Source organism: Streptomyces sp. ST2-7A (genome assembly GCF_021390475.1).
Lineage (GTDB): Bacteria > Actinomycetota > Actinomycetes > Streptomycetales > Streptomycetaceae > Streptomyces.
Genome location: NZ_JAJUWS010000035.1, coordinates 34,139 through 61,071, shown reverse-complemented (window position 1 = coordinate 61,071; position 26,933 = coordinate 34,139). Strand labels below are relative to the sequence as shown.

24 protein-coding genes and 1 pseudogene are annotated in these 26,933 nt (G+C 72.8%); 11 read left to right on the top strand and 14 right to left on the bottom strand.

Annotation, left to right across the window (positions count from 1 at the left end; translation table 11 throughout):
* Window positions 1-24 precede the first annotated feature (24 nt).
* Both LZF96_RS19740 and LZF96_RS19735 read left to right on the top strand, forming a co-directional pair.
* A complete protein-coding gene (locus LZF96_RS19740; RefSeq protein WP_233874432.1) occupies window positions 25-1,416 on the top strand; it encodes a putative T7SS-secreted protein in 1,392 nt (463 codons plus the stop codon).
* 17 nt (window positions 1,417-1,433) lie between these two features.
* Window positions 1,434-1,760, top strand: a complete 327-nt coding sequence (locus LZF96_RS19735; protein WP_233874429.1) for a hypothetical protein — start codon at window positions 1,434-1,436, stop codon at window positions 1,758-1,760.
* A gap of 135 nt (window positions 1,761-1,895) precedes the next feature.
* Here the strand turns inward: LZF96_RS19735 and LZF96_RS19730 are convergent, their stop codons facing one another.
* Window positions 1,896-2,348 (bottom strand): ATP-binding protein, encoded by a 453-nt coding sequence (locus LZF96_RS19730; protein WP_233874426.1) that lies wholly within the window; start codon window positions 2,346-2,348, stop codon window positions 1,896-1,898.
* Between the two features lie 266 nt (window positions 2,349-2,614).
* Here LZF96_RS19730 and LZF96_RS19725 point away from each other — a divergent pair, with 266 nt between their 5' ends.
* Window positions 2,615-3,466 (top strand): helix-turn-helix transcriptional regulator, encoded by an 852-nt coding sequence (locus LZF96_RS19725; protein WP_233874423.1) that lies wholly within the window; start codon window positions 2,615-2,617, stop codon window positions 3,464-3,466.
* A gap of 9 nt (window positions 3,467-3,475) precedes the next feature.
* Window positions 3,476-3,670 carry a hypothetical protein gene (locus tag LZF96_RS19720; protein ID WP_233874420.1) on the top strand — a complete coding sequence of 65 codons (195 nt, stop codon included), beginning with the start codon at window positions 3,476-3,478 and terminating at the stop codon, window positions 3,668-3,670.
* A gap of 245 nt (window positions 3,671-3,915) precedes the next feature.
* Here LZF96_RS19720 and LZF96_RS27125 read toward each other — a convergent pair.
* The 7 genes and pseudogenes from LZF96_RS27125 to rsgA form a co-directional block, all read right to left on the bottom strand.
* Window positions 3,916-4,184 (bottom strand): annotated as a pseudogene (locus LZF96_RS27125) (GNAT family N-acetyltransferase); the annotation flags it as partial.
* A gap of 11 nt (window positions 4,185-4,195) precedes the next feature.
* Window positions 4,196-4,612: a hypothetical protein gene (locus LZF96_RS19710; protein ID WP_233874417.1), complete on the bottom strand. Its 417-nt coding sequence runs from the start codon at window positions 4,610-4,612 to the stop codon at window positions 4,196-4,198.
* Between the two features lie 46 nt (window positions 4,613-4,658).
* Complete coding sequence (locus LZF96_RS19705; RefSeq protein WP_233874414.1) at window positions 4,659-5,612, bottom strand: pirin family protein; 954 nt, start codon at window positions 5,610-5,612, stop codon at window positions 4,659-4,661.
* A 143-nt stretch (window positions 5,613-5,755) separates the two neighbouring features.
* Window positions 5,756-6,289, bottom strand: a complete 534-nt coding sequence (locus tag LZF96_RS19700) for a methylated-DNA--[protein]-cysteine S-methyltransferase (RefSeq protein WP_233874411.1) — start codon at window positions 6,287-6,289, stop codon at window positions 5,756-5,758.
* Window positions 6,286-8,001, bottom strand: a complete 1,716-nt coding sequence (locus LZF96_RS19695; RefSeq protein WP_267941121.1) for a DNA-3-methyladenine glycosylase 2 family protein — start codon at window positions 7,999-8,001, stop codon at window positions 6,286-6,288. Before LZF96_RS19695 ends, LZF96_RS19700 begins: the two co-directional genes overlap by 4 nt.
* 167 nt (window positions 8,002-8,168) lie before the next feature.
* The gene (locus LZF96_RS19690) at window positions 8,169-8,636 is read right to left on the bottom strand and encodes a PPOX class F420-dependent oxidoreductase (protein ID WP_233874405.1); all 468 of its coding nucleotides are present in this window, start codon (window positions 8,634-8,636) and stop codon (window positions 8,169-8,171) included.
* A gap of 378 nt (window positions 8,637-9,014) precedes the next feature.
* Complete coding sequence (rsgA, locus tag LZF96_RS19685; RefSeq protein WP_233874464.1) at window positions 9,015-10,106, bottom strand: ribosome small subunit-dependent GTPase A; 1,092 nt, start codon at window positions 10,104-10,106, stop codon at window positions 9,015-9,017.
* Window positions 10,107-10,904: 798 nt separating this feature from the next.
* Here rsgA and LZF96_RS19680 point away from each other — a divergent pair.
* Complete coding sequence (locus LZF96_RS19680) at window positions 10,905-11,210, top strand: DUF1876 domain-containing protein (RefSeq protein ID WP_233874403.1); 306 nt, start codon at window positions 10,905-10,907, stop codon at window positions 11,208-11,210.
* Between the two features lie 120 nt (window positions 11,211-11,330).
* Here LZF96_RS19680 and LZF96_RS19675 read toward each other — a convergent pair whose 3' ends face one another.
* The 3 genes from LZF96_RS19675 to LZF96_RS19665 all read right to left on the bottom strand — a co-directional run bounded on the left by LZF96_RS19675 (window position 11,331) and on the right by LZF96_RS19665 (window position 14,756).
* Window positions 11,331-12,155, bottom strand: a complete 825-nt coding sequence (locus LZF96_RS19675) for a helix-turn-helix transcriptional regulator (protein WP_233874400.1) — start codon at window positions 12,153-12,155, stop codon at window positions 11,331-11,333.
* A gap of 211 nt (window positions 12,156-12,366) precedes the next feature.
* Window positions 12,367-13,179, bottom strand: a complete 813-nt coding sequence (locus LZF96_RS19670) for an SAM-dependent methyltransferase (protein ID WP_233874397.1) — start codon at window positions 13,177-13,179, stop codon at window positions 12,367-12,369.
* Between the two features lie 344 nt (window positions 13,180-13,523).
* Window positions 13,524-14,756, bottom strand: a complete 1,233-nt coding sequence (locus LZF96_RS19665; protein ID WP_374203280.1) for a YihY/virulence factor BrkB family protein — start codon at window positions 14,754-14,756, stop codon at window positions 13,524-13,526.
* A 142-nt stretch (window positions 14,757-14,898) separates the two neighbouring features.
* Here LZF96_RS19665 and LZF96_RS19660 point away from each other — a divergent pair, with 142 nt between their 5' ends.
* The gene (locus tag LZF96_RS19660; protein ID WP_233874394.1) at window positions 14,899-16,563 is read left to right on the top strand and encodes an acyl-CoA dehydrogenase family protein; all 1,665 of its coding nucleotides are present in this window, start codon (window positions 14,899-14,901) and stop codon (window positions 16,561-16,563) included.
* A 300-nt stretch (window positions 16,564-16,863) separates the two neighbouring features.
* Here LZF96_RS19660 and pflA read toward each other — a convergent pair whose 3' ends face one another.
* The 3 genes from pflA to adhE all read right to left on the bottom strand — a co-directional run bounded on the left by pflA (window position 16,864) and on the right by adhE (window position 22,901).
* On the bottom strand, window positions 16,864-17,715 hold the full coding sequence (gene pflA, locus LZF96_RS19655) for a pyruvate formate-lyase-activating protein (protein WP_267941120.1): 852 nt from the start codon (window positions 17,713-17,715) through the stop codon (window positions 16,864-16,866).
* A complete protein-coding gene (gene pflB / locus LZF96_RS19650; protein ID WP_233874391.1) occupies window positions 17,715-20,051 on the bottom strand; it encodes a formate C-acetyltransferase in 2,337 nt (778 codons plus the stop codon). Before pflB ends, pflA begins: the two co-directional genes overlap by 1 nt.
* 81 nt (window positions 20,052-20,132) lie before the next feature.
* Window positions 20,133-22,901: a bifunctional acetaldehyde-CoA/alcohol dehydrogenase gene (adhE, locus tag LZF96_RS19645; protein ID WP_233874388.1), complete on the bottom strand. Its 2,769-nt coding sequence runs from the start codon at window positions 22,899-22,901 to the stop codon at window positions 20,133-20,135.
* Window positions 22,902-23,209: 308 nt separating this feature from the next.
* Here adhE and LZF96_RS19640 point away from each other — a divergent pair, with 308 nt between their 5' ends.
* From LZF96_RS19640 to LZF96_RS19625, 5 genes are all read left to right on the top strand, one after another.
* Window positions 23,210-23,770: a GNAT family N-acetyltransferase gene (locus LZF96_RS19640; RefSeq protein ID WP_233874458.1), complete on the top strand. Its 561-nt coding sequence runs from the start codon at window positions 23,210-23,212 to the stop codon at window positions 23,768-23,770.
* Window positions 23,771-24,080: 310 nt separating this feature from the next.
* Window positions 24,081-24,164, top strand: coding sequence for a putative leader peptide (locus LZF96_RS27395; protein WP_368733336.1), 84 nt, complete (start codon window positions 24,081-24,083; stop codon window positions 24,162-24,164).
* Window positions 24,165-24,313: 149 nt separating this feature from the next.
* Window positions 24,314-26,008 carry a nitrite/sulfite reductase gene (locus LZF96_RS19635; RefSeq protein ID WP_233874385.1) on the top strand — a complete coding sequence of 565 codons (1,695 nt, stop codon included), beginning with the start codon at window positions 24,314-24,316 and terminating at the stop codon, window positions 26,006-26,008.
* Window positions 26,005-26,229, top strand: a complete 225-nt coding sequence (locus LZF96_RS19630; protein ID WP_233874382.1) for a hypothetical protein — start codon at window positions 26,005-26,007, stop codon at window positions 26,227-26,229. Before LZF96_RS19635 ends, LZF96_RS19630 begins: the two co-directional genes overlap by 4 nt.
* A complete protein-coding gene (locus LZF96_RS19625; RefSeq protein WP_233874379.1) occupies window positions 26,226-26,924 on the top strand; it encodes a phosphoadenylyl-sulfate reductase in 699 nt (232 codons plus the stop codon). The genes LZF96_RS19630 and LZF96_RS19625 overlap by 4 nt, the downstream gene beginning before the upstream one ends.
* The last annotated feature ends 9 nt before the right edge of the window (window positions 26,925-26,933 follow it).

Below are 26,933 nucleotides of genomic sequence, written 5' to 3'. Positions count from 1 at the left end.
CTGAACAACGGGGGTTGATGGGGTATGGCGCGGGCATCGGATTGGTCGCCGGTGGAGATGGGATCGGATCCGACACCGGGGGATCCCGATCGCATCGAGCGCCTGGGCAATGAACTCGATGAGTTCGCCGAGGACGTCTTCACCGCCCTGGGCAAGGTCCGCTCCATGGGTGAGGAGGGCGCGCTCGCCTCGTTCGTGGGGGAGAGCGCGGAGGCCTACCGGGACCGGTTCGACAAGCTCCCGCCCGACCTGAACAAGCTGCACACCTCCTACGACCTCGCCGCGCAGGCCCTGCTCACCTACGCGCCGAAGCTCAGGGAGGCGCAGACCGACGCGGATCGGGCGTTGAACCGGGCGATCGAGGCCCGCGAGGAACTCTCCACCGCCCAATCCTGGCTGGAGCGAGCCACCTCCGCCCTGGAGGACGCGACCGAGGCGGCCGAACCGCCGGACGAGGGCGAGGTCGCCGCCGAGGTCCGCCGGGCGCTCACCGACGCGGAGACCGATCAGGGCAACGCCGAGAGCGCCGTCACCGACGCGCGCGGGAAACTCGACCTCGCCATCGCGCTGGCCGCTCAGGCCAAGGAACTGCGCGAGGAAGCAGCCCAGCGCTGCAAGGCGGACCTCGAAGAAGCCTCCGAGGCCGGGATTCCGAACCGCAAGTGGTGGCAGAAGGCCGCCGACTGGGTCGTGGACAACTGGGACACCATCGTCGCCGTCGCCAAGGTCGTCGTCGCGGTGGTCGGCATCATCGTCATGATCATCGGCGGGCCCCTGGCCTGGCTGGTCCTGGCCGCCGCCCTGATCGTGCTGGCCGACACCCTCATCGACTACGCCAACGGCGACGCCACCCTGTGGGACGTGGGCTTCGCCGCCCTGGACTGTATCCCCGGCTTCAAGGGCATGACGACTGCCGCAGGATTGCTCACCACAGCAAGGAACGGCTTACGGCGGACAGCTGACGAGGTACTGCAAAGCGGTGGCGAAATCCGACGCGTCCGAAATGACATTGATTTCGAGACGGAGTGGGCCGATGCCGCTTATGATCAGATCAGGAAAGCAGATGACGTGGGGGCCGTGGCAACCACCGCCCAAAGGCATGGATTCACTCCCGATCAGGTTCGACAAATCAAAAAACACCTTTTCGAAGATGAACATCTACTGGACAGCTACGGTGAGGCCAGGGTCGGGAAATTCGACTCGAACCCTCGAATTGCCGAAGCGTGGGTTCGCCTAAGAAATGGCAACCCCCACTCCTCGGATATCGACCTCCTCCGTCATGAACTATACGAGTCCAACCACATGAGAGAGACCGGCAGCAACAGCTACAAAGAAGCTCATCAGGCCACCTTGGACGCCGGGCACACCTGGGATCCGGAAGCGGCTTCCCGAGACGGATTCGGACGCCGTCGATAGCTACGAGAGGTTGACGCATGACCATGTCTTTCCGGGCTCAACTCATCGATGAGGCCGAACATCTCCACCTGTACCGAGTCGATCTCGAAGGCGGAACTCGGGTCGCACACTTTGTACTGGACGAGAAGGATGAAAAAATTTTCGAATCCGACTCCTCCGGTCACCCCCGCCAAGGGGGCGTTCTGTCGATCGCTTCCGGGGAGTTCTCCTCTCCACCAAAAGAGGGCGAGGGGGATGAGGGTGGTTTCAGGAGAGAAGATTTCAAAAGTTCCGCCGCCCACGTCGCGTATCAATGGAAAAAGGAAGGGCGCCCTCCGGCAGAAGTGATCAAATATTTCGGGTGATTGGGAGCTCAACCCGGGCGAACGGCAATGCGCCAAGTCGTGATGAATTCCTTCGCCCCAGAAGGCGTGGAAGCCGCGCCCGAATACGTGGCGGTCGGCGTCTTCTTCGTGACGACGGCCGGTCGGGGTTTCCGTTCAGGCCCCGGCGCGCAGGCGGAGGCCGACGACGACGGACTTGCCGCGCACCGGGCGGGGGACGATCGCGCGGGTGACGGTGAGGGCGTCCACCAGCGGCAGACCGCGTCCGCCGGTGGCCTCGGTGCTCGGCGGGGCCCGGTGCGGCAGTCCCTCGCCGGGGTCGGAGACCGCCAGCCAGTAGCAACCGTCCACCGGCCACAGCACCAGTTCGACGAGTTCGGCGTGGTCGGGTTCGGCACCGTGGCGAATCGCGTTGGTCACCAGCTCGGAGACGACCAGGGCGAGGTCGTCGCGCACCTCGGGACAACAGTCGGGCGACAGGGCGTCGACCACCGCCCGGCGGGCACGGGCCACGGAGCCCGGTTCGGGCGGAAAGGTCCAGCAGCGGGGCACGACGGGAACGGCGGGGTGGTTACGGGCGGACAGGATGGAGAGAGGGGTCTCCGGCACGACCGGCTCCTCGGTTGAACTCGGGCGCCTGGGCACAGGGTTGACAGGATGGGTGGTACTCGCGACCACGGCGCGTCAGTGGCTCGCCTTCCCGGGCCCGAGCGTTCCCACCCCGGGAAAGGTGGGCACACTCGCGCGGTGCACTTCCGACGTTGCCTTGCGTAAGATGCGCGAGACTCAGAGTAGCGAATCGGGAGCACATGTACCACCTCTCCCTGGATGGGGTGTTACCTCCCACTCGAGGGTTTTCGTGACGAGGGGAACACATGCCGCCCAGAAGCCATCCCACCGCCCGCCAGCGACGCCTGGGAGCGGAGCTTCGGAAGCTGCGTGAAGCGGCCGGTCTCTCCACCGAACAAGCCGCCGGCGTCCTGGCGACCAAGCGCACCGTCATCACCAGCACCGAAGCCGGACGTCATGGCATCAGCCCTGAACGAGTGCGTCGACTGGCCTGCAACTACGAGTGCGCGGATCCGGTACTGGTCGAGGCGTTGGCGCGCATGAGCGCCGAACGAACCAAGGGATGGTGGGAGGAGTTCCGGGGGATCCTCCCACCGACCTTTCTCGACATCGCCGAGTTGGAGTGGTCCGCCCACGGGATGCGCATGAGCACGATGACCCATGTCCCCGGCCCCTTTCAGACCGAGGCGTTCGCACGCGCACTGTTCGGAGCAGCCGTGCCGCCCCTGCCGACGGAGGAGTACGAAGCCAGGGTGGCCCACCGCGTTCAACGTCGACGGGCCCTGGACCGACCCGGCGCTCCCACATACACGGCGATCGTCCACGAATCGGCGCTGAGGATCGAGGTGGGTGGACGGGGTGTCCTTCGGAAGCAGCTTCTGCACATGGTGGAGCTGAGTGAGCGGGAGAACATCCTTGTGTTTGTCCTGCCCTTCTCGGCCGGCGCGTTTCCCGGTTCGGGCCAGGCGATCCTCTATACGGAGGGGGAGGTGCCCCGGTTGGACACCGTGCAGTTGGATCGCACGATTGAGGCCGAGTTCCTGCACCTGGAAGGTCAACTGGTCAAATTCCGCAAACAACTGGACAGAATGCAGGAGTTGGCGCTGTCCGAGGAGGCGAGCAGGAGCCTGATCGCCTCCATCATCCGCAACCTCTGAGGAGACAACGTGCCCGAGATCATCTGGGAAGGTCCTTTCTGTCAGGACTCCGGAAACTGCTTCCGCATCGGCACCGACGCGGAAGGCAACGCGCACATAGCCGTCCACGGCCAGGAGAACCACCGCGTCACCGACTCCATCGACGCCCTGCGCACCCTCATCCGCGACATCAAGGCCGGCAAGGCCGACCACCTGCTCGACTGAGGGGCCGATCGGCGCGGCCGGCAGGGCTCTCCCCCGATCCGGCCGCGCCCACCGTCGCTCCCCACTTCCGGCCACCAGACAGAACGGCCGGGCCACGCCTCGCGGGTGAGGGCGTACTCGACGTCGCCGTGCTCGGCGCCCTCGATGGGGTCGGGCCACTCCTCGAAGAAGGTGCGCACGAGCGCCAGGCCGGCCTTCTCCAGCACCCGCCGCGAGGCGGTGTTGACGGTCATCGTCGTGGCGACGACCCGTTCCGCGCCGAAGTCGGTGAAGGCCGTGGCGAACAGGACCCGGGCGCCCTCGGCGCGTAGCCGCGCCCCCACACCGCCGGGCGCAGGCGGTAGCCCAACTCCAGGCCGTCGCCGGGGCGCAGGCCGGCGCTGTGCGCGGGGCGCAGGGAGAACCAGCCGAGGAACCCTCCCTCCTCGGCGTCCTCGGCCGCCAGGCAGTCGAGGACGCCGGCCGGCCCCTCCCGGTACCCGCGCAGCAGCGCGGGCAGGGTCTCGCGCTCCACCGTCTCCCGGCTCAGCCGCGCTTCTCCTCCATCCAGGCCAAGATCTCCGCGACGCCCCGGCGGACGGTCTCATCCGGGTGGTGGACGAGCTCCCCACACGCCGCCATGACCTCTGGTAGACCGTTCGCGTCCACCAGCACGTTGTGAAGCCCGGTCAGAATCCAATCCCCCTGCTGATCGTCGCCCTTGGCGAGACCGACGGCGAGAAGTCTCACGGCCTCCCACGTCCCCACCCCTGCCAGGGCCTCGGCCGTCTCAAGGGTCACCGCGGTGTCCTCCGGGTCCCCCAGCAGCCTCAGCAACACGTCATCCACCTCGGGAAGCCCGGCGAAGGGGGCCAGGATGCGCCCGGCACGGGTGCGTCGGGACCACGAGGAGGACAAGGCATCGGCCCGGAGCGACTCCCATCCCCCTTTTCTCTTCGTCACCCCCGAGAAGATTCCATGTCCGTCGGGAGGGACGAAAGGCCTCCGGTCAGCGGCCGGGGCCGGAGCGGCGCCAGCGGGGTGGCTTGGCGGGGATCAGGGGCAGGGAGGACTCCACGCGGCCGAAACGGTCGTCCATGCGGGCCCAGGAGTCGTAGGCGGCGTCGATCTCCGCGCGGTCGCGGCCGACGAAGTTCCACCACATGACGATGGGCTCGGGGAAGGGCTCGCCGCCCAGGAGCATGACCCGGGTGGGCTCGCGGACCTCCAGCGGGAGGTGGTCCCGCCCCTCCCCCAAATAGCCGAGCCGGCCGGGTCCCAGGGACTGCCCGTGGACGGCGACGGCGCCGCGCAGGACGACGAGCGCGTACTCCCAGTCCGGGCGCAGCGGCACCGTGGCCGGGCCCCGGAGGTCGAGTTCCACGCCGACGAGCGGGGTGTCGTGGCGGGCGGGGCTCGCCAGGTCGGCGAAGTCACCGATCAGGACGGTGGCGACGCCCGTGCCGCCGTCGAGGTCGGTCCTCGGCAGTTCGGTGTGGTGCTCGAAGTCGGCTGTGCCGTGGCGGGTGGACTCGGGGAGGGCGGTCCACAGCTGGATGCCCTCCAGGATGCCCCGGTGATGGCCGGGGTCCTCCTCCGCGTGGGAGACGGCGTTGCCCGAGGTCATCAGGTTGAGCTGACCGGGCTTGATCACCTGTTCGGAGCCGAGGCTGTCACGGTGGAGCATCTGACCGTCGAGCAGCCAGGTGACGGTCTGCAGGCCGATGTGCGGGTGGGGGCCGATGTCCGGGCCGCCGTTCTCGGTGACGTCGGCGGGGCCCATGTGGTCGGCGAAGCACCAGGCGCCCACGGTGCGACGCCCCCGGCGCGGCAGGGACCGGCGTACCCGCATCCCGCCGACGGTCGCCTCGCGGCCCTCGGTGACCTCCAGGCAGGGCGGGGCGGGATGGCCGGTGTCGGCCCGGTCGTCGGGCGCGTCGACCGTGCTGACCGGTCCGCTCATCACACAATCCCTTTCGGTGGGTGTCCGGGGCGAGCCCGGACCCGTCATCGGTCCTTCGCCCCCGGACCCAAGGATGGACGCGGTCCGGCCGCACGGCCCCCGGGACGCGCCGATCGGCCCGGGAAAGCGGATGCCGGTCGGCCTCAGAGCAGGACACCCTCCAACTGGAGGAGGAACCGCTTGCGGTCCAGACCGCCGGCGTAGCCGGTGAGGGAGCCGTTGGCGCCCATGACGCGGTGGCAGGGTCGGACGACGGTCAGCGGGTTGCGTCCCACCGCGCCGCCGACGGCCCGGACGGACGCGGCCGGGGCGCCGGCACGGCGGGCCAGTTCACCGTAGGTGACGGTGGTGCCGTAGGGGAGGGCGTCCAGCGCCTCCCACACCCGGCGGCGGAACTCGGAGGTCGGGGTGCTCAGGACCAGAGAGAACTCGCGCAGCTCCCCGGCGAAGTAGGCGTCGAGTTGGCGGGCGGCCTCGGTGAAGGCGGTGTCCTCGCGTCGCCAGTGGGGTTGGACGCCGGTGGCGTGCCGCTGACCGGGGACGGTGATCGAGCCGAGGACATCCGATTCCGGGCCGGCGAGGACGAGGTCGCCCAAGGGGCTGGGGTGCACGGTGTAGAGGACGTCACCGACCGGGGCGGCGACGGGGCGGGAAGCGGAACGAGCGGCGGTGGTCATGCGGGCTCCCGAACGGTACGAGGGGCGGTGGGGCGGGTGGAGGGGGCGCGGAGGCGGGATGCCACCGGACGCGGTATCGGCGACTCGGGGCCGGGCCGGTCGGGGTCGGGCGGGCCGTCCCCTGCCGGCTCGGCGGGCGCCGGCCCGGCGGCGAGGCGCCACAGGTGGTGCACGGCGTAGCTGCGCCAGGGCCGCCACGCCTCGGTGAGTGGCGCGGACCCCGCCGGATCGACGCCCAACCGGGCGAGACCGGCACGGACCCCGGCGTCCCCGGTGAGCAGCACGTCGGGGTCACCGAGGGCGCGCATCCGCAGGTAACCGGCGGTCCACGGGCCGATGCCGGGAAGTGCGAGCAGCGCGCGTTCGGTCTCCTCCCGGTCGGCGCCGGGGTCCAGTCGCACCCGTCCGTCGGCGAGCGCCTCGGCCACGGTGTGCAGGGTGCGGCGGCGGGCGGCGGGTAGACCCGACAGGTCCTCGGGGCCGAGGGGGGCGGCGGCGAGGGCGTCGGCGGTCGGGAAGAGGTGGGTCAACCCGCCGTCGGGTACGGGCAGCGGGGTGCCCAGGGCGGCGACGAGCCGGCCGGTGAGGGTGCGGGCGGCGGCGACGGTGACCTGCTGGCCGAGCACCGCTCGCACGGCGGCCTCGACGGGGTCGATGGCACCGGGCGAGCGGAGGCCGGGACGGCGCCGCACCGCGTCGGCGAGCAGCGGTTCCCCGCCGAGGCGTTCGGCGACGGTGAAGGGATCGGCATCCAGGTCGAACAGGCATCGCACCCGTTGGACGGCGGCGGTCAGGTCCCGGTGGTCGGTCAGCCGGAGCAGAACCGGCAGTCGTCCGCCGCCGGACCCGTTCTCCGGGTGGTTCCCGGAGTCCTCGGCGAGATCCCTCAGGGCCTCGTCCTCCCGGATCTCCAGCACCCCGTGACCGTGCGGCAGGGGCAGGGTGCGGCGGTAGCGACGCGCACCGGGCGCCCCGGACACCTCCTCGATGCCGGGGACCGCCCGCCGGGTGAGGAAGTCGAGGATCTCCCGCACGGCGTAGGGGCCGCGGTGGGGCAGGCGCAGCCGCAGCGCTTCCCCCGGTGTCGGGCCACCCCGCGCCCCCGGGCCGGCCGGGGACCCGGCGAGCCGCCCGCCGCCGGCCGAGCGGCGGGCGCGGCCCACGGCGGCGCGCAGCTCGCCCGGGGTGCGGTCGTGCAATTCCCGGATGGTCTCGTTGAACTGCCGGACGCTGGCGAAGCCGGCGGCGAACGCGACCTCCGTAATGGGTAGTTCGGTGCTCTGCAGCAGCAGGCGGGCGGTGTGGGCGCGCTGCGCCCGGGCGAGGGCGCCGGCACCGGCGCCGAGTTCGGCGATCAGTCGGCGTTGCAACTGGCGGGGGCTGTAGCCGACGCGGTGGGCGAGGCCGGGGACGCCCTCGCGGTCCACGACGCCGTCGGCGATCAGGCGCACGGCACGGGCGACCACGTCGCCGCGCGGGTTCCATTCCGGGGAGCCGGGCACGGCGTCGGGTCGGCAGCGGCGGCAGGCGCGGAACCCGGCGGAACCGGCGGCGGCGGCCGAGGGCAGGAAGCGGACGTTCTCCCGCTTGGGGGTGCGGGCCGGGCAGCTGGGGCGGCAGTAGATGCCGGTGGAGGTCACGCAGGTGAAGAACACGCCGTCGAAGCGGGCGTCCCGCCCGCGCACGGCCGCGTACCTGGTCTCGTCGTCCATCACGCCTTCGAGTCTGCCGTGCCCGGGGACCCGCGTCCGGCGGAAATCGGACACCGATCATGTTCGGGCACCGGCGCGCCCGCCGATCGGTCGCCGATCGGTCGTGCGGCGCCACCCGTGCCGCTCCCGGCGGTGGAGACGACACCGGCAGCGGCACGGGGTCGGCGTCAGTCCTCCGCGAGGTGGGCGGGGAAGCCGCCGGTGGAGACCGGTCCCCAACGCTCGGGGACGACCCGCAGCAGCGACTTGCCCTGGCGGACCATGGCCCGCCGGTACTCGGCCCAGTCGGGGTGCTCGCCGGAGATGGACCGGTAGTACTCCACGAGCGGCTCGACGGCGTCGGGGACGTCGAGGATCACGGCGGTGCCGTCGATCTGGACCCAGGGACCGTTCCACTCGTCGGACAGGATGACCACGCTCACGCGCGGGTCCCGGCGCAGGTTGCGGGTCTTGGCGCGCTCGGGGTAGGTCGCGACGACGATCCGGCCGACGGTGTCCACTCCGCAGGTGACCGGGGATGCCTGGATCTCCCCGTCGGCGCGGTGGGTGATGATCAGGGCCCGGTGGCGGGGCCGGACGAAATCCAGTAGTTCCTCGCGGGCGACACGGGTGTTGGTGGCGATCGAGGGAGTCATGGCGACGACCTTACGGGGCGTGAGGAACGGAACCGTGCTCCGGCACGGTGGTCCCGACCCGCCGACCGGGGCCTGTTCGCCTTGAGCGAACAGGCCCCGGGGCGGGCGATCATGAGGATCGGATCGCACCGGTTCCCGCTCCCCCCACCGCCGACGGGAGGGGCGGGGCGGGGTCCGCGACACCACCGGGCCCGGCGATGACCGGGCCCGGACGGTGGATGTCGGCGGGGCGGGGGTCACCGCCGGCCCGGGGGTCGTCGGGGAACGCGCCGGGCCCGGACGGCCGGCCCGGGGACGACTGCCGGTGGGAAGACCGGTCGAGGACCGGCCGTCCGATGCCCCGGCGCCGGCGGCACGGGACCGGGCCGGCCGACCGGTTCACCGACGGTCGGCACGACCTCCCGGCCCGTACTTGCGGGCCATCCGGTCCTCCATCTCCCGGTGCCGCTGCTTGAACTCACGGCGTTGGTCGGCGCGCAGGCGGGCGTCGCTCCGGGATGCCTCCCACGCCTCCTCCCGCAAGAGCTTGCGATAACCGGAAAGCCTGCGTTCGGGCAACTCCCCGCTCTCCACGGCGGCGAGCACCGCGCAACCGGGCTCGGCGGTGTGGGAGCAGTCGGCGAACCGGCATTCCGCCGCGCGTTCCTCCACGTCCGTGAAGGTGCGCCGGATGCCCTCGCGGGCTCCCCACATGCCCACCCCGCGGACACCGGGGGTGTCGATGAGCACGCCGCCACCGGGCAGCGGGAGCAGGTCGCGGGCGGTGGTGGTGTGCCGGCCACGCCCGTCGGTCTCCCGGATTCGGCTCACCCGCTGTTCCTCCCGGCCCAACAGGGCGTTGACCAGGGTGGACTTCCCCGTTCCCGAGGGACCGAGGATCACGGAGGTGAGGCCGGTCAGCCGGTCGGCGAGGGCCTCCACGCCCTCCCCCGTACGGGAGGAGAGGGCCAGGACGGGGGTGCCGGGCACCACTGTGGCGGTGTCGACCATCGACTGGTCGGCGGCCGGGGCGAGGTCGGCCTTGGTGAGGACGACGATCGGTTGGGCACCCGCCGCCCACGCCAGGGAGACCAGGCGCTCGGTCCGGGCGGGCACGGGTTCGGCGTGCAGGGAGACGGTGATCACCACGCGATCGACGTTGGCGGCGAGCACCTGTGCCCCGCTGCGGCGACCCGCGCCGGAGCGGAGCAGTGCGGTGCGGCGGGGCAGCACCGTGTGCAGCCGCCACCGACTGTCGGGGAGCGGGGCGAGAACGGCCCAGTCACCGGGGCAGGGCCGCTCGGCCGGGTCCGTGACGGCACCGGGGTCGGCGGCGCCGGGGGTGTCGGCATGTTCGACACGCACCGGGCCGCGGTCGGTGATCAGGCGGCAGCCGCCGCGATCGACCCGCACGACCCGGCCCGGAACCAGGCCCCGGCCGGCGTGGGGGGAGAAGGCGTCGAAGACATCGTCGTTCCAGCCGTAGCGCAGAAGTTCCCCCGGATCGGGATACCCGGCGGTGCGGGCGCTGTCCGGGAGACCGGTGGCGGCCTCGACGGCGACAGGGTGGAGGGGGTCGGCGTGGAGGGGGTCGGGAAGACGGTCGGGGGTGTGCGGGATCTGCACGGGTGGGGTCCTCGGATGGGAGGGCGACCCGGCGGGCGCACGGCCCGATGTCGCACGCCGAACCCACCACTCGGCGCGGAAGGCACCGGCGGGGTGGAACGGTGGTGGCGGGGCGGGCCGGCTCAGCCGCGGGTCGCGGGCCGGTGAGGGGAAGGGGCGACGGGGCGGGCGGTGCCCGTGCCGTCGAGGGGGCTGTGCGCGACGGTGACGTCGGCGCCGATGATCACGAAGACGGCGACCATGCGTGCCACCTCCCTCCCGCACCCGGCGAGGGGCGCGTCGTGTACGGAAACGACGTGCGCGGAAACCGGGGTCCCGAGACCCCGGGCGGCTCCCGGGCGCCCACCGACCGGGGGCGCGGATCCAGCGTAGGGAGGGGTCGGGGGCGGGGCAACGGGTTTTCGGTTGGGCGGGACGGCGGGCGGGGCCGCTCCCGGGCGAGAGGCGGACGCGACCGTGGCGCGCGCTCGCGGGGCGGGGGTGATCGGGTGCACCCTGGAATGGTGGAGACATCCCGAACGGGATGGGTGTCGGGCCGCGCGCCGGGCCGCCCGTGTCGGTACACCGTGCCGCCGGGCCCGACCCGGTACGACCCGGGACCACCGAGGAACGATCGGCCCCGGGGCGCGGGCGTCCCCGCCCGGTGCCCGGGACCCTCCGGAGGTGACGATCGTGGAGCATGCCCACCGGACCGACGCGGTGCGAACCGTGACGGGCTGGCACATCGAATTGGAGTTCCGGGAGATCGGCTCCGAGACCCGGGCCGTTGCCCTGCTGCGGCTGCCCGACGGCACGGAACTGCGCGCCCGGGGTCACGCCGACCGGCACCCCGACGACCCGGAGCAGCCACGGGTCGGCGAGGAGGTCGCGGCGGCGCGTCTACTGGGCGACCTGTCCGCCCAGTTGCGGCACAAGGCGGAACACGAGATCGAGGAGGCCACGCGGATTCCCGCGCGGGTGCACCCCTGAGATGCGCCCCGGCACCGGGCCGGGTGCGGTCCGGCTCACGCGACGCGGCCCCGTCCACCGCCGTGAGGAGCGGTGGGCGGGGCCGCGTCACCCCGTCGGGCCCCGGTTCGTCCCCGGGGGTCAGAGGTCGGCGACCATCCCGGCGATCATGGCGCGGGAGACGTCCGTCGAGGCCGCCTCGATGACCAATTGGTTCATGATGTGCCGGTATCGCTCCACGTCGGCCGTCCGGTCGACGTAGTGACCGCTGAGCGGCTGCTCGATGTAGACGATGTCCGGCAGGTCGTCCACGGGGGGTCGCAGCAGCGTGATCGGGCCGCCCATCGCCGGATGCCCGCCGGCGGAGAAGGGCATGACCTGGATGGTGACGTTCGGCAGTTCGGACATCTCCAGCAGATGTCGCAACTGGGCCCGGTGCACCCGGGTCCCGCCGAGCGGGCGGCGCAGCGCGGCCTCGTCGATGACGACCCACAGCCTGACCGGTGGGACGCGGTGCAGGGCCCGGCGGCGCTCGATCCGCAGTTCGACCCGGCGCTCGACCGTCCTGTCGGCCTCGCCGTCGCGGGTGAGGCGGAACAGTTCGCGGGCGTAGTCCGCGGTCTGCAACAGACCGGGGATGAACTGGAGTTCGTATGCCCGGATGGTGTCGGCCGCCTGCTCCAGGCCGAGGAACAGCTCCAGGTGGCGGGGCACCACGTCGTGGTAGGTGTGCCACCAGCCGGGATTGTTGGCCTGTTCGGCGAGGGCGAGCAGGGTGGCGCGGTCGGCCTCGTCGGTGACGCCGTACAGGGTCAGCAGGTCCGAGACATCCCGGATCTTGAAGCCGGTGCGTCCCATCTCCAGGCGGCTGATCTTGGAGTGGGAGGCCCGGATGACGTCGCCGGCCTCGCTGCCGGTGACCCCGCACTGCTCGCGCAGTCGGCGGAGTTCCGCGCCGAGCGTCATCCGCGGGACGGTGGGACCCGTCGCGGTACCGGGCGATCCGGCCCCCGGATCACCGGTCCGGGCGCCCTCCGGTGTCATGAGGCTCATGTCCGTTCCCATGCCGTCGCCGTCACTCCGTATCGCCTCCGGGACGCGCCCCGCGCCCCGGTCCCGCGGTGCGGGCGGTCGGTGTCCACCGGCCGCCCGTACCCGCTGTTCCGTGGTCAGCATGTCACGGCTTGCGCCCCACCCCGCCGGCCGCGTGGACATCCGCCGGCGGCTCGAACGGGCTGGGCTCGGGCCGCCACTCGTAGCAGGGGACCACGCCGGGCTCGACGAGTTCCAGGCCGGTGAAGAACCGTCCGATCCGCTCGTGGCCGCGCAGGTGGTACACGACGGCGCCGCGCTCGTTGTGCATCCGCTGCGCCTCGTTCAGCTCGGGGCTGGTGTCGGTGCCGTCGCAGATCAGCAGGTGGCTGCCGGAAGGCAGGGCGGCGACCAGGCGGGAGACCGCGGCGTCGGCCACCTCGTCGTCGTAGTGACCGAGGATGCCGCTGAGGACCAGGGCGATCGGCCGGTCGAAGTCGAGGGTGTCGGCGGCGGTGCGCAGGATGGTGTCGGCGTCCCGCAGGTCGGCGTCGAGGTAGGCGGTCGCGCCCTCGGGGGTGCTGGTCAGCAGCGCCCGGGCGTGGGCGAGCACCAGCGGGTCGTTGTCCACGTAGACGACGCGGCTGTCGGGAGCCACCCGCTGGGCGACCTCGTGGGTGTTGTCCACGGTGGGCAGACCGGTGCCGACGTCGAGGAACTGCCGGATGCCGGCGTCCTCGGCGAGGTACCGGATACCACGGCTCAGGAAGTGGCGGAAGGCCCGGGCGTTGTCGGCGATGGCCGGGAACGCGGCGGCGAACTGGTCGGCGGCGGCCCGGTCCACCTCGTAGTTGTCCTTGCCGCCGAGCCAGTGGTTCCACATCCGGGCGGAGTGCGGCACCGAGGTGTCGATGCCGGAGGTCGGCCGCTGCCGGGTGGAGGGTGCGTCGTCTGTCACGGAGGGGTCTCCCGGGTATCCGTCGGTAACAGGGCGCTTCGAACACCGGTCCCCCGCGTCGAGCGCCCGGGGAGCCGCCCGCGCGCGGCAACTTCCGAAATGCACATGGCAGTTGACACCGGCACGGTTGGCGAACCGCCAGCCTACCCGTCCCCGTCCCGACCAGCCAGGTCCCCCGGGTCCCGTCCTTCCCGAGTTCCTCCCGAATTTTTCCCGCATCTTCTCCGGTCGCCTTCCGGCCGTTTTCCGGCGGTCACACGCGACCCGGCCCGGCGTTCCCCGGCCGGGGAACGCCGGGCCGTCCGGAGGCGAACAGCGGACGGGGCGGACGGGTGGGTCGGCGCTCACCGGGAAGCGGGGCGTCCCGGATCCTCCCCGTCCGGGCCCGCGCCGTCCGGGTCCGCGCCGTCCGGGTCCTCGGCCTCCCGGTCCCCCGCGCTCCCGCGCCGCTTCCCCGACCGGCCCGTCCCGCTCCCGCCCGAGCGCAGCCGCTTCAGCTGCCGGCGCAGCTCCGCCGGGTTGAGCGACTCCGCCAGCAGGCGGGCGAAACGGTTACTGTCCGACTCCTCGACACCCTCCTTGTCCGCGCGGGTGCGACGCGTCCGGATCGCCTCCCGCACGGCCAGCAGCGCCGCCTCGCGGGCGCGGTCGGTCTCCGCCCGGCCGGCCGCGGTGGTCGCGGCCGGCCACACCCGGTCCAGCGCGGCGTTCAGGGCCGCCCCGACCAGCACGGCGAAGGCGGAGAACCCCAGCCACAGCAGAATGGCGACGGGCACCGCCAGGGAGCCGTAGATGCTCTGCCCCTCCACGGTGGTGCGCAGGTAGACCCGCATGCCCCAGGCGCAGGCCGCCCAGATCCCCAGTGCCACCAGGGCGCCCGGCAGGTCCTCGCGCCAGGGCGAGCGCACGGGGACGGCCACGTGGTACAGCGTGGTCAGGAAGCCGACGCACAGGGTCACCACCACCGGCCAGTACAGCGGGCGCATCACCGACTCCAGCTGCGGCACCCAGGTGAACATCAGGTCCGGCCCGATGGCCATGGCCGGGACCACGATCGCGCCGACGACCAGGCTGATCACGTACAGGGTGAAGGCGAGCAGACGCGTGGCGGCCGGGTTGCGATGGCCGTCCAGCCCGTACATCACGGTGATCGTGCCGACGAAGACGTTCACCGCCCGGGAACCGGACCACAGGGCGACGATGAAGCCGATCGACATGATGTCGGGACGGGCACCCTGCACCAGATCGTCGATGAGCGGTCGGACGACATCCTCCACGCCGCGCTCGGAGAGCAGCAGGCTCGAGGTGTCCAGGATCTGCAGCCGCACCCACTGGAGGGTGTCGGTGCCGGCGACGGCGTCGAGGCTGCTGAGCAGGCCGACCAGTCCCAGCAGCAGCGGGGGCAGCGACAGCAGGGTGAAGAAGGCGGACTCGGCGGCCAGGCCGATCACCCGGTGTTGGGAGCAGGAGGTGGCGGTGTCCTTCAGCAGCAGCCACAGCACCTTCGTCTTGGGGATGTCGCGGTAGCGGGCCCGCCGGAGGCCCTCCTCCCCGGAGCCGGCTGAGGCGCCGGAGATCGCCCCGGCCGCGTTCTCCGGCGCTCCGACGCCGGACGGGTCGTCGGGGCCGGCACCGCCGGTGGGGGGACGGTCGTCGCCGTCCCGCTCGTCGGGTCCCGGGGATGGTTTCTCGGTGGCCACGACACCTAACGTAGCCGGCATGGAGAGCCGTGCCACCGTCGCCACCCACACCGTGACCAATCAGCCGCCGGAGACCACCGGGCGGGACGCCTTCGCCGATGACCTGCCGCTGCGCGAGGCCGTCACCCGACACGCCCGACCGGAGCTGCGGGAGGAGATCGCGGCGGAACTCTCCGCCCTGGGGTGGGACGCCGGCTCGGCGGACCACCGCCGTGCGGGGGAACGGGCCGACGCCCACCCGCCGGAGCTGCGCACCCATGACCGGTTCGGACACCGGATCGACGAGGTGGAGTTCCACCCGGACTGGCACCGGCTGCTGGGGCGGGCCGTGGAGGGCGGGCTGACCGACGCCTGGGGCCGCCCCGACGGGCACCTGCGGCGGGCGGCCGGCTTCCACGTGTGGACCCGGGTGGAGGCCGGACACGGCTGTCCGCTGTCGATGACGCACGCGGCGGTGCCGGCGCTGCGCGCGGACCGGGAGCTCGCCGCGTTCTGGGAACCGCTGCTCACCTCCCACCGGTACGAGCCGGGGTTGCGGCCGGCCGGGGAGAAGGCGGGTGTGCTCGCCGGAATGGGGATGACGGAGAAGCAGGGCGGCTCGGACGTGCGCTCGGGCACCACCCGGGCCGAGCCGATCCCCGGCGGGGAGGGGCTGTACGCGCTGACCGGGCACAAGTGGTTCTGCTCGGCGCCGATGTCGGACGTATTCCTGGTACTGGCACACGCCCCGGGCGGGTTGAGCTGCTTCCTGCTGCCCAGGGTGCTGCCGGACGGGACCCGCAACTCCTTCCGGATCCAGCGGCTGAAGAACAAGCTCGGCAACCGCGCCAACGCCTCCTCGGAGGTGGAGTTCGACGGCACGACGGTGGCCCGGTTGGTGGGCGAGGAGGGGCGCGGGGTGGCGACCATCCTCGGAATGGTCGCCGCGACCCGCCTGGACTGCGTGACCGGTTCGGCGTCCCTGATGCGCGAGGCGCTGACCCGGGCGGTGCACCACACCGCGCACCGGGAGGCGTTCGGCGGGCGACTGGTGGACAAGCCGCTGATGCGGAACGTGCTGGCGGACCTGGCGCTGGAGTCGGAGGCCGCGACGGTGCTGGCGATGCGGCTGGCGGCGGCGTACGACCGGGCGGAGGACGGCGACGCGGCGGAGCGGCACCTGCTGCGGATCGCGCTGCCGGCGGCGAAGTACCGGGTGACCAAGGTGTGCACGCCGGTGGTGGCCGAGGCGCTGGAGTGTCTGGGCGGCAACGGTTACGTCGAGGAGTCGGGGATGCCCCGGTTGCTGCGCGAGGCGCCGGTGAACTCCATCTGGGAGGGCTCGGGGAACGTGCAGGCGCTGGACGTGCTGCGCGCGCTGCAGCGGGAACCGGGGGCGCTGAACGCGCTGCTCTCGGAGCTGGGCCGGGCCGCGGGCGCCGACCACCGCTTCGACGCCGCGCTCAAGGAGCTGTTGACGGAGCTGTCGGACCCGGAGGGGATCGAGGGTCGGGCCCGGCGGTTGGCGGAGCGGATCGCGCTGCTGACGCAGGCGTCGCTGTTGGTGCGGTACGCGCCGCCGGCGGTGGCCGACGCGTTCTGCGCCTCCCGGCTGGGCGGGGAGGGCGGCTGGGCGTTCGGGACGCTGCCGGGCGGGGCGGATACCCGGTCGATCGTGGAGCGGGCCCTGCCCGACCCGGGCTGACGGCCGGGCGGCGGGTTCGGCACCCCGGTGGTACCGGTGGTACCGGTGGTACCGGTGGTACCGGTGGTACCGGTGGTACCGGTGGTACCGGTGGTACCGGTGCCGGGACCGGTCCGGTGCGGCGACACCGGACCGGCCGGCCGGGCGCGTACCCGGTCCGCGCCCGGGCGGAACGCCCCCCGCCGGGTCAGTCGGCCGGCACGGGGCTGCTCGGTGTCCCTCCCCCGGGCGCCCGGTCCCGGGACGGGGGGTCACGGGGCCGGCGGCAGGAGGCGGCCGGTCACGGGGCCGGACCGGGACTCACACGGTGTTCAACCCGTGCGCGACGAAGATCTCCCGCGCCGCCTCTACCTGTTCGACGGTCGGCGGCGGGGTGTCCTCCAGCGGGAAGGGGATCCCCATCGCCTCCCACTTGGCGGCGCCCAGTCGGTGGAAGGGCAGCACGTCCACCCGGGTGACGTTGCCCAGGGAGGCGGTGAAGCGGGCGACGCCCTCCACGTTGGCCGGATCGTCGGTGAGCCCGGGCACCAGCACGAACCGCACCCACGCCTCCCGGCCCAGCCGGTCCAGGCGCCGGGCGAACTCCAGAGTGGGCCGCAGGTCCCGGCCGGTGACCCGGGTGTACGTCGCCGGATCCCGGGACTTGATGTCGAGGAGCACCAGGTCGGTGTCGGCCAGCAGCGCGTCGGAGGCCCGCGAGCCGAGGAAGCCGGAGGTGTCCAGGGCGGTGTGCAGGTCGAGTTCGCGCCGGCAGCGGTGCAGCACCTCGCCGGTGAAGACCGGCTGCAGCAGCGGTTCGCCGCCGCTGAGGGTGACGCCGCCACCGGCCGCCCGCAGGAAGGTCGCGCAGCGGGCGATGTCGGCCACCAGGTCGTCGGCGGTCATCCGGGTGCCGTTGCGCGGGTACCGGGTGTCGGGGTTGTGGCAGTACAGGCAGGCCAGCGGGCAGCCCGCGAGGAAGGCGACGAAGCGCGAGCCGGGACCGTCGACGCCGATCGACATGTCGGTGGAGTGCACGGAGCCGGTGACCGGACGCCGGGCCGCCGCCGCGGGGGTGACGGCGACGGGGCACGGCAGCTCGGTGACGGTGCCGGCCGGGCCGGCCCCCGCCGCCGCCGGGGAGAGGGCGGGGACCGGCGGACGGGGGGTCATCACACGCTCCCGTGGAAGGTACGGGCCAACACGTCGAGTTGCTGCTCGCGGGTGAGGCGGGTGAAGTGCACGGCGTAGCCGCTGACCCGGATGGTGAGGTCGGGGTACTCCTCGGGGTGCTCCATGGCGTCCCGCAGGGTCGCCTCCTCCAGGACGTTGACGTTCATGTGGTAGCCGCCGGCCGCCACGTGTCCGTCGAGGACACCCATCAGGTGGGTCGCCCGCTCCTCCGGGACCCGGCCCAGGGAGATCGGGGCGAAGGTCGTGGTCAACGAGATGCCGTCCTCCGCGTCGGGGAAGGGCAGGCCCGCCACCGACAGGGCGGAGGCCAGCGCGCCGCGGGTGTCCCGGCCGTTCATCGGGTTGGCGCCGGGTGAGAAGGGCACCCCGGCCGGACGACCGTCGGGGGTGGCGCCGGTCATCCGGCCGTAGACCACGTTGGAGGTGATGGTCAGCACCGACTGGGTGGGCCGGGCCCGGCGGTACGCGGGCAGGCGGCGCAGCCGGCGCATGAACCCGGAGACCAGGTCGCGGGCGATGGCGTCGGCGCGCTCGTCGAGGTTCCCGTAGGCCGGGTACTCGCCGTGCACGCGGTAGTCCACGGCCAGGCCGCGTTCGTCGCGGATCACCTCCACCCGGGCGTGCCGGACAGCGGAGAGGGAGTCCGCGGCGACGGCGAGGCCCGCGATGCCGCAGGCCATGGCGCGTTGCACGTCGCGGTCGTGGAGCGCCATCTCCAGCCGCTCGTAGTTGTACCGGTCGTGCATGGCGTGGATGACGTTGAGGGCGTGCATGTAGGTGCGGGCCAGGCGGTCGAGCACCGCGTCGTAGCGTTCGGTGAGCTCCTCGGCGTCCAACACGTCGCCGGTGATGGGCTCGAACCCGTCGAGCACGGTCTCGCCGGTGATCTCGTCCCGGCCGCCGTTGATCGCGTACAGCATGGCCTTGGCGAGGTTGACCCGGGCGCCGAAGAACTGCATCTGGCGGCCGGTCACCATCGGCGAGACGCAGCAGGCGATGGCGGTGTCGTCGCCGAAGCGGGGGCGCAGCCACTCGTCGGAGATGAACTGCAGGGCGCTGCTCTCCGCCGCGACCCGGGCGGCGTATTCGCGGAAGCCGAGGGGCAGTTCCGGTGTCCACAGCACGGTGAGGTTGGGCTCGGGGGCCGGGCCGAGGTTGTGCAGGGTGTGCAGGACCCGGAAGGTGGTCCGCGAGACCAGCGGCCGGCCGTCGGTGCCCAGGCCGCCCATGGTCCAGGTGACCCAGGTGGGGTCGCCGGAGAAGAGCTGGTCGTACTCGGGGGTGCGCAGGAAGCGGACCAGCCGCAGCTTGATGACCAGGTCGTCGACGAGTTCCTGGGCGCCGGCCTCGGTGAGCAGGCCCCGGTCGATGTCGCGCCGGATCCAGATGTCGAGGAAGGCGTCGAGGCGGCCGATCGACATGGCGGCGCCGTCCTGCTCCTTGATGGCGCCCAGGTAGCCGAAGTACAGCCACTGGACGGCCTCGCGGGCGTTCCGGGCCGGGCGGGAGACGTCGTGGCCGTAGGTGGCGGCCATCGTCCGCAGGTCCTCCAGCGCGCGGATCTGCTCGGCGATCTCGGCGCGGTCGCGGATGACCTCCTCGGTGGGCCGGCGGCCGTGCAGCAGGTGCTGGTCGGCGCGCTTGTCGGCGATCAGCCGGTCGGTGCCGTAGAGCGCGACCCGGCGGTAGTCGCCGATGATCCGGCCCCGACCGTAGGAGTCGGGCAGGCCGGTGATCAAGCCGGCGGAACGGCAGGCGCGGATCTCTGGGGTGTAGGCGTCGAAGACCGCGTCGTTGTGGGTGGTGCGGTAGCGGGTGAAGATCTCCTTGACCCGCTCGTCGGGCTCGTAGCCGTGCGCGCGCAGCGCGTTCTCCACGACCCGCCAGCCGCCGGCGGGCATGATGGCGCGCTTGAGGGGGGCGTCGGTCTGCAGGCCGACGATGATCTCCAGGTCGCGGTCGATCCAGCCGGGGGCGAAGGCGGTGAGGGAGGCGGGGGTGGCGGTGTCCACGTCCAGGACGCCGCCACGGGCGCGCTCCTCGCGCAGCAGTTCCCGCACCCGCCCCAGCAGGGCGGTGGTCCGCCCGGTGGGTTCGGCGAGGAAGTCGGCGTCGCCCTCGTAGGGGGTGTGGTTGTGACGGACGAAGTCGGCGACGTCGATCGCGTCCCGCCACAGGCCGCCCCGGAAGCCCTCGGGGGCCGCGCCGGGGACGGTGGGCGGGGCCGGCGCGGTGCCGGTCCCGAGGGGTGCGGCGGGTCGGTCGGGGCCGGGACCGGCGGGACGGGGGGTGGTGGCTCCGGGTCGTGCGCTCATGACGGTCACCTCTGTGGTGGTGATGCCGGCGGGGCGGCCGGTGGGACGCCCCGCCGGGGGTGGTCCGGGCTCCTCGCCCGGTCAGGCGGCGGTGGTTCCGGTGGGGGCCGACCCGGTGCGGTCCGAGGGAGCCGCTTCGGGGGTGCCGTCGGCGCGGACCGGCGGCTCGTAGGCCAGGCGCATGAGTTCCCGCATCTCGCCGAGCATCGGCATCCGCGGGTTGGCGGGGGCGCACTGGTCGGCGTAGGCGTTGCGGGCCTGCTGCGGCAGGGAGGCCAGGTACTCCTCCTCCGGGACGCCCGCGGCGCGGAAGGAGTCGGGGATGCCGCAGCGGTCCCGCAGGTCCTCCACCGCGCGGGCGAGGGACTCCACGCCCTCCTCCGGTGTGGCGGCGGGCAGGCCCAGGGCCAGGGCGATCTCCCGGTAGCGCTCCGGGGCCCGGTAGGTCTCGTACTTGGGCCAGGCGGAGAGCTTGGTGGGGACGCCGCCGTTGTGCCGGATGACGTGCGGCAGCAGGATCGCGTTGGTGCGACCGTGGGCGATGCGGAAGGTGTGGCCCAGGGTGTGCGCCATGGCGTGCACCATGCCGAGGAAGGCGCTGCCGAAGGCCATGCCGGCGACGGTGGCGGCGTTGTGCATCCGCTCGCGGGCGACCGGCTGCCGGGCCCCGTCGCGCACGCAGGTCTCCAGGTTGCCGAAGATCAACCGGATGGCCTGCAGGCACAGCCCGTCGGTGTAGTCGTTGGCGTAGACCGACACGTACGCCTCGATGGAGTGGGTCAGGGCGTCGAAGCCGGAGTCGGCGGTGACCTCCGGGGGGAGGGTCGTGGTCAGCTCGGGGTCGACGATCGCCACGTTCGGGGTCAGCGCGTAGTCGGCGAGCGGGTACTTGCGGGCGGCGGCCGGGTCGGAGATCACCGCGAAGGGGGTGACCTCGGCGCCGGTGCCGGAGGTGGTGGGCACGGCCACCAGGCGGGTGCGGGCGCCGGGGGTGGGGAAGGGGAAGGCCCGCTTGCGGATGTCGAAGAACTTCTCGCGCGCGTCGGCGAAGGAGACCTCGGGGTGCTCGTGGAGCAGCCACATGACCTTCGCCGCGTCGATCGGGGAGCCGCCGCCGAAGGCGATGATGGTGTCCGGGTCGAACTCGCGGATGCGGGCGGCGCCGCGCTCCACGGTGGCCAGTTCGGGGTTGGGCTCGATGTCGTCGATGATCTGCAGGTGGACCGGCTCGGTGCGCGAGCGCAGGACCCTCTTGAGACGGTCCAGCAGGCCGATGCGGTCCATGGTGCGGTCGGTGACGACGGTGACCCGGGCCAGGCCGGGCATCTCCGCGAGGAACCGCAGCGAGTTGCGCTCGAAGTAGATCTCCGGCGGCACGCGGAACCACTGCATGTTGGTGGTGCGGTTGCCGATCCGCTTGATGTTGAGCAGGTGCTCGGCGCCGACGTTGTCGGAGACCGAGGTGCGGCCCCAGGAGCCGCAGCCCAGGGTGAGCGAGGGGCGGAAGGAGTTGTAGATGTCACCGACGCCGCCCAGGGCCGCGGGGGCGTTGACGATGATCCGCACCGCGCGCATCCGGCGGCCGAACTCCTCGGCGACCTCCGGGTCCTCGGCGTGCACCACGGCGCTGTGGCCGGCGCCGTCGAAGTCGACCATGCGCTCCGCCAGGCGGATGCCGGTGGCGGTGTCGTCGGCGGTGAGGACCGCCAGGACCGGGGAGAGCTTCTCGCGGGTGAGCGGCTCGCCGGGGCCGACGTCCTCGCACTCGGCGAGCAGCACCGAGGTGCCCTCGGGGACGGTGAAGCCGGCGCGCTCGGCGATCCACCGGGCGTCGCGGCCCACGACCTCGGAGTTGAGGCGCCCGCCGGCGCGACCCTTCCCGTCGGCGTCCGCGCCGAACATCAGGCGCTCCAGGAGGCGCTTCTCCTCGGCACCGACCAGGTGGGCGCGCAGCCGGCGGAACTCCTCCAGCGCCTGGTCGCGGATCTCCCGGTCCAGGACGACGGCCTGTTCGGCGGCGCAGATCATGCCGTTGTCGAAGGTCTTGGAGAGCACGATGTCGTGCACGGCGCGCGGCACCCGGGCGGTGCGGTGGATCCAGGCGGGGACGTTGCCGGCGCCCACCCCCAGGGCGGGCTTGCCGCAGGAGTAGGCGGCGCGGACCATCTCGTTGCCACCGGTGGCCAGGATGGTGGCGACGGCCGGGTGACGCATCAGGGCGTCGGTGGCCTCGCGGGAGGGCTCCTCGATCCACTGCACGCAGTCGGCGGGGGCGCCGGCGGCGACCGCCGCGTCGCGGATGGTGCGGGCGGCCTCGGCGCTGCACCGCTGGGCGGAGGGGTGGAAGGCGAAGACGATGGGGTTGCGGGTCTTCAGGGCGATGAGGGCCTTGAAGAGGGTGGTGGAGGTGGGGTTGGTGACCGGGGTGAGCGCGGCGACGACGCCGATCGGCTCGGCGATCTCGGTCACGCCGCTCAGCTCGTCGCGGGAGATGACACCGACGGTGCGCATGTCGCGCATCGAGTGGGTGACGTGCTCGCAGGCGAAGACGTTCTTGACCGCCTTGTCCTCCATGACGCCGCGGCCGGTCTCCTCGACGGCGATGGCGGCGAGGTCGTCGTGGCGGGCGAGCCCCGCGAGGGAGGCGCGGCGCACGATGTGGTCCACGGTCTCCTGGTCGCGGCTCTCCCACTCGCGCAGGGCCCGCTCGGCGCGGCCGACGAGGGCGGCGACCCGGTCGCCGGCCCGCACGGCGGCCTCGGCCGGTCGGGGCGCGGTGGCGCCGTCGGTCCCGGCGGTGGGGCGGGGGGCGGCCCCGCCGGCGGGGCGGGTGGGGGCGGTGCGTGCCATCTGGATCACCTCGTGTGTGCCGGCGTGTCCGGGCCGGTGTCCGGGCGGGGTCGTGTGGTGGCGCCCGTACTCATTGGATCCCGGCGGCACCGGTTCGCGCCGCCCGCGAACGGCCCCATGGGTGGGCCGGGTGGTACCGGTCCGGAAGGGCCGGACGGCGGGCCGGCGGGGCTGTTCGGCAGCCGGCGGGGATCGCCGTGACGGGAGTGTGCTGGGATGACCGTGTGAACGGTTCGATCACTCCACACGGTGGACGGCGGGAACCCGGCGGGGCCGGGGAGCCCGGTGGGCGGAACGGAACGGACGGGGTGGAGGTGGTCACCTGGTATCTCGAACAGACCTCGCCGACGGACCCGCGCCCGGCGGATGCCCCCGATCCCGCGCAGGGGGTGCGCGTCGCATGGGCGCGGGTCCCGTGTCCCGAGTTCAGTCGCTTCCTCTATACCGCGGTGGGCGGGGACGTGAGCTGGACCGACCGCCTGTCCTGGGACCGCGAGCGGTGGCGGGCCTTCCTGGAGCGGCCGGGCGTGGAGACCCGGGTGGCGTATGCGCGGGACACCCCGGCGGGCTTCATCGAACTGGAGGGGCAGTCGGACGGCGTGGTGGAGATCTCCTACTTCGGCCTGCTGCCGGATTTCCGGGGACGCCGCATCGGCGGCCACCTGCTGTCGGAGGGAGTGGCACGGGCCTGGGACCTGGCGGAGCGGTGGCCCGGACGGGAGGAGACCCGTCGGGTGTGGGTGCACACCTGCAGCCTGGACGGGCCGCACGCGCTGGCCAACTACGAGCGGCGCGGTTTCCGGGTGTACGACGTCCACCGGGAGGTGGAGACGGTACGGTCGGCGCCCGGTCCGTGGCCGGGCGCGTGAGGCGGGGTCGTTCCGCCGGGGTGTCGGCGGTGCCCGGCGCGGGAGCCGTGGCGAGCGGCCGCGCAGGCCCGGGTGCGGCCCGGGCCATGGTGCGGACGGGGATGGGGAGGTTCCGGACGGAACACCCGGACGGGTCGGTGGAGAACGGTTTCGACCGATGCCCCCTCCCCCGCGACATCCGAACGGGCGTCCCGTCCGCTCACCCCACCGGGGGGGTGACCGGGATCACTCGTCCCGAATGACGGGACGACTATGCCCGCATAGTGGATAACGGTGGACTGCCCCCGGTCCTCCGTGCCACGCTTCCGTCATGTCTCGAGCTGGAATTGCCCTGGTGAGTCGGCGCCACGTCGATCTCGGCCGAATGTCCAGCGCCATGTGTTCGGCGCGCTGAGAGTCCCAGCACCGCCGTTTCCCCCCGCCGCCCCCTCTTTCCGGGCGCACCCCTCCCGCACCATCCGGTCCCACCGCGGCCGAGCGCGCCCGCACGCGTTCCCGCAGGTGGGGGCCGCCCAGCTGCCTGCCGAAGGACCAGACACCGCCATGGCCGACACGCCGCGCAAGCCCGTCGCCCCGACCCGTCGCAAGGCCGGCCGCCACCGCGGCGAGGGCCAGTGGGCCGCCGGGCACTTCACCCCGCTCAACGCCAACGAGCAGACCAAGAAGGACGACGACGGTCTCAATGTGCGGACGCGCATTGAGACGATCTACGCCCATCGCGGTTTCGACTCCATCGACGGCGCGGACCTGCGCGGCCGGATGCGCTGGTGGGGTCTGTACACCCAGCGCCGCCCCGGCATCGACGGCGGCCGGACCGCGATCCTGGAGCCGGAGGAGCTGGACGACGAGTACTTCATGCTCCGGGTCCGCATCGACGGCGGCCGACTGAGCACCGAGCAGCTGCGGGTGCTGGCGGGGATCTCCGAGGAGTTCGCCCGGGGTACCGCCGACATCACCGACCGGCAGAACCTCCAGTACCACTGGATCCGGGTCGAGGACGTGCCCGAGATCTGGCGTCGGCTGGAAGCGGTGGGACTGTCCACCACCGAGGCCTGCGGTGACACCCCCCGCGTCGTCCTCGGTTCGCCGGTCGCCGGCATCGCCGCCGACGAGATCATCGACGGCACCCCCGCCATCGAGGAGATCCAGCGCCGGGTGGTGGGCAACAAGGCCTTCTCCAACCTGCCGCGCAAGTTCAAGTCCGCGGTCTCCGGTTCCCCTCTGCTGGACGTGGCCCACGAGATCAACGACGTCTCCTTCGTCGGTGTGCGCCACCCCGAGCACGGACCGGGCTTCGACGTCTGGGTCGGCGGCGGCCTGTCCACCAACCCGAAGATCGGCGTGCGGCTGGGCGCCTGGGTGCCGCTGGAGGAGGTGCCGGAGGTCTACGAGGGCGTCGTGGCCATCTTCCGCGACCACGGCTACCGCCGACTGCGCACCCGCGCCCGGTTGAAGTTCCTGGTCGCCGACTGGGGCCCGGAGAAGTTCCGGCAGGTGCTGGAGAACGACTACCTGAACCGCGAGCTGCTCGACGGCCCCGCCCCCGAGGTGCCCGTGGAGCGGTGGCGCGACCACGTGGGCGTGCACCGCCAGCGCGACGGCCGCTTCTACATCGGCTTCGCCCCCCGGGTGGGCCGGGTCGACGGCACCACCCTGGGCCGGATCGCCGACCTGGCCGAGGAGCACGGGTCGCAGCGGGTGCGCACCACCGTCGAACAGAAGATGATCATCCTCGACGTTCCCGAGGAGCGCGTGGAGTCGCTGGTCACCGGGCTGGAGGCGCTGGACCTGCGGGTCACCCCCACCCCGTTCCGGCGCGGCACCATGGCCTGCACCGGCATCGAGTTCTGCAAGCTCGCCATCGTCGAGACCAAGGGGCGGGCCTCCTCCCTCATCGACGAGTTGGAGAAGCGGATGCCGGACTTCGAGGAGCCCGTCACCATCAACCTCAACGGCTGCCCCAACTCCTGCGCGCGCATCCAGACCGCGGACATCGGTCTCAAGGGGCAGCTGGTCACCGACTCCGAGGGCCGCCAGGTCGAGGGCTACCAGGTCCACCTCGGCGGCTCGCTGGGACTGGACCCCGGCTTCGGCCGCAAGGTGCGCGGGTTGAAGGTCACCGCCGAGGAACTGCCCGACTACGTCGAGCGGGTGCTGCGGACCTTCTCCGAACAGCGCGAGGAGGGCGAGCGGTTCGCCCAGTGGGCCGCCCGGGCCGACGAGAAGGCGCTGTCGTGAGCGAGCGCGCCGCCCCGTACCACTGCCCGTACTGCGGTGACGAGGACCTGCGGCCCAACGAGGAGGGCCACGGCGCCTGGGAGTGCTCGGCCTGCAACCGCGCCTTCCGTCTGAAGTTCCTCGGCCTGCTGGCCTCCGGGCTGCGCCGCACCGGCGGCGTCCGCGCCGACGCAGCCGGGGGCACCGACCGCCCCGACGACCCCGAGGGGAGCGCCGCATGAGCACCATCACCACGGAGGACCCGCGCGAACTCGCCGAGCGGGCGGGCCGCGACCTGGAGGACGCCTCCGCGTCCGACATCCTGCGCTGGGCCGTGCGGACCTTCGGCCCCCGCTTCTGCGTCACCTCCTCGATGGAGGACGCGGTCGTGGCCCACCTGGCCTCCCGGGTGGCGCCGGGCGTGGACGTGGTCTTCCTGGACACCGGCTACCACTTCCCCGAGACCATCGGTACCCGGGACGCGGTGGCCGCCGTCATGGACGTCAACGTCATCACCCTCACCCCCCGGCGGACGGTGGCCGAGCAGGACGCCGAGCACGGCCCGCGCCTGCACGACCGCGACCCCGACCTGTGCTGCGCGCTGCGCAAGGTCGAGCCGCTGGAGCGCGGCCTGACCGGCTACGACGCGTGGGCCACCGGTCTGCGCCGCGACGAGTCCCCCACCCGGGCGAACACCCCGGTCGTGGGGTGGGACGAGCGCCGCCGCAAGGTGAAGGTCTCCCCCATCGCCCGCTGGACACAGGATGACGTGGACGCCTACGTCGCCGAGCACGGCGTGCTGACCAACCCCCTCCTCCAGGACGGTTACGCCTCCGTCGGCTGCGCCCCCTGCACCCGGCGGGTCGCCGCCGGCGAGGACGCCCGGGCGGGCCGCTGGGCCGGCCGGGGCAAGACCGAGTGCGGACTGCACGGCTGATGGCCGCTC

Excerpts from the sequence above, each read along its gene's own strand:
- LZF96_RS19740 (WP_233874432.1), top strand. The coding sequence starts at position 25 with ATGGCGCGGGCATCGGATTGGTCGCCGGTGGAGATGGGATCGGATCCG.
- LZF96_RS19735 (WP_233874429.1), top strand. The coding sequence starts at position 1,434 with ATGACCATGTCTTTCCGGGCTCAACTCATCGATGAGGCCGAACATCTC.
- LZF96_RS19725 (WP_233874423.1), top strand. The coding sequence starts at position 2,615 with ATGCCGCCCAGAAGCCATCCCACCGCCCGCCAGCGACGCCTGGGAGCG.
- LZF96_RS19705 (WP_233874414.1), bottom strand. The coding sequence starts at position 5,612 with ATGAGCGGACCGGTCAGCACGGTCGACGCGCCCGACGACCGGGCCGAC.
- LZF96_RS19700 (WP_233874411.1), bottom strand. The coding sequence starts at position 6,289 with ATGACCACCGCCGCTCGTTCCGCTTCCCGCCCCGTCGCCGCCCCGGTC.
- LZF96_RS19695 (WP_267941121.1), bottom strand. The coding sequence starts at position 8,001 with ATGGACGACGAGACCAGGTACGCGGCCGTGCGCGGGCGGGACGCCCGC.
- LZF96_RS19690 (WP_233874405.1), bottom strand. The coding sequence starts at position 8,636 with ATGACTCCCTCGATCGCCACCAACACCCGTGTCGCCCGCGAGGAACTA.
- LZF96_RS19675 (WP_233874400.1), bottom strand. The coding sequence starts at position 12,155 with ATGACGCTCGGCGCGGAACTCCGCCGACTGCGCGAGCAGTGCGGGGTC.
- LZF96_RS19660 (WP_233874394.1), top strand. The coding sequence starts at position 14,899 with ATGGAGAGCCGTGCCACCGTCGCCACCCACACCGTGACCAATCAGCCG.
- pflA (WP_267941120.1), bottom strand. The coding sequence starts at position 17,715 with ATGACCCCCCGTCCGCCGGTCCCCGCCCTCTCCCCGGCGGCGGCGGGG.
- pflB (WP_233874391.1), bottom strand. The coding sequence starts at position 20,051 with ATGAGCGCACGACCCGGAGCCACCACCCCCCGTCCCGCCGGTCCCGGC.
- adhE (WP_233874388.1), bottom strand. The coding sequence starts at position 22,901 with ATGGCACGCACCGCCCCCACCCGCCCCGCCGGCGGGGCCGCCCCCCGC.
- LZF96_RS27395 (WP_368733336.1), top strand. The coding sequence starts at position 24,081 with ATGTCTCGAGCTGGAATTGCCCTGGTGAGTCGGCGCCACGTCGATCTC.
- LZF96_RS19635 (WP_233874385.1), top strand. The coding sequence starts at position 24,314 with ATGGCCGACACGCCGCGCAAGCCCGTCGCCCCGACCCGTCGCAAGGCC.
- LZF96_RS19625 (WP_233874379.1), top strand. The coding sequence starts at position 26,226 with ATGAGCACCATCACCACGGAGGACCCGCGCGAACTCGCCGAGCGGGCG.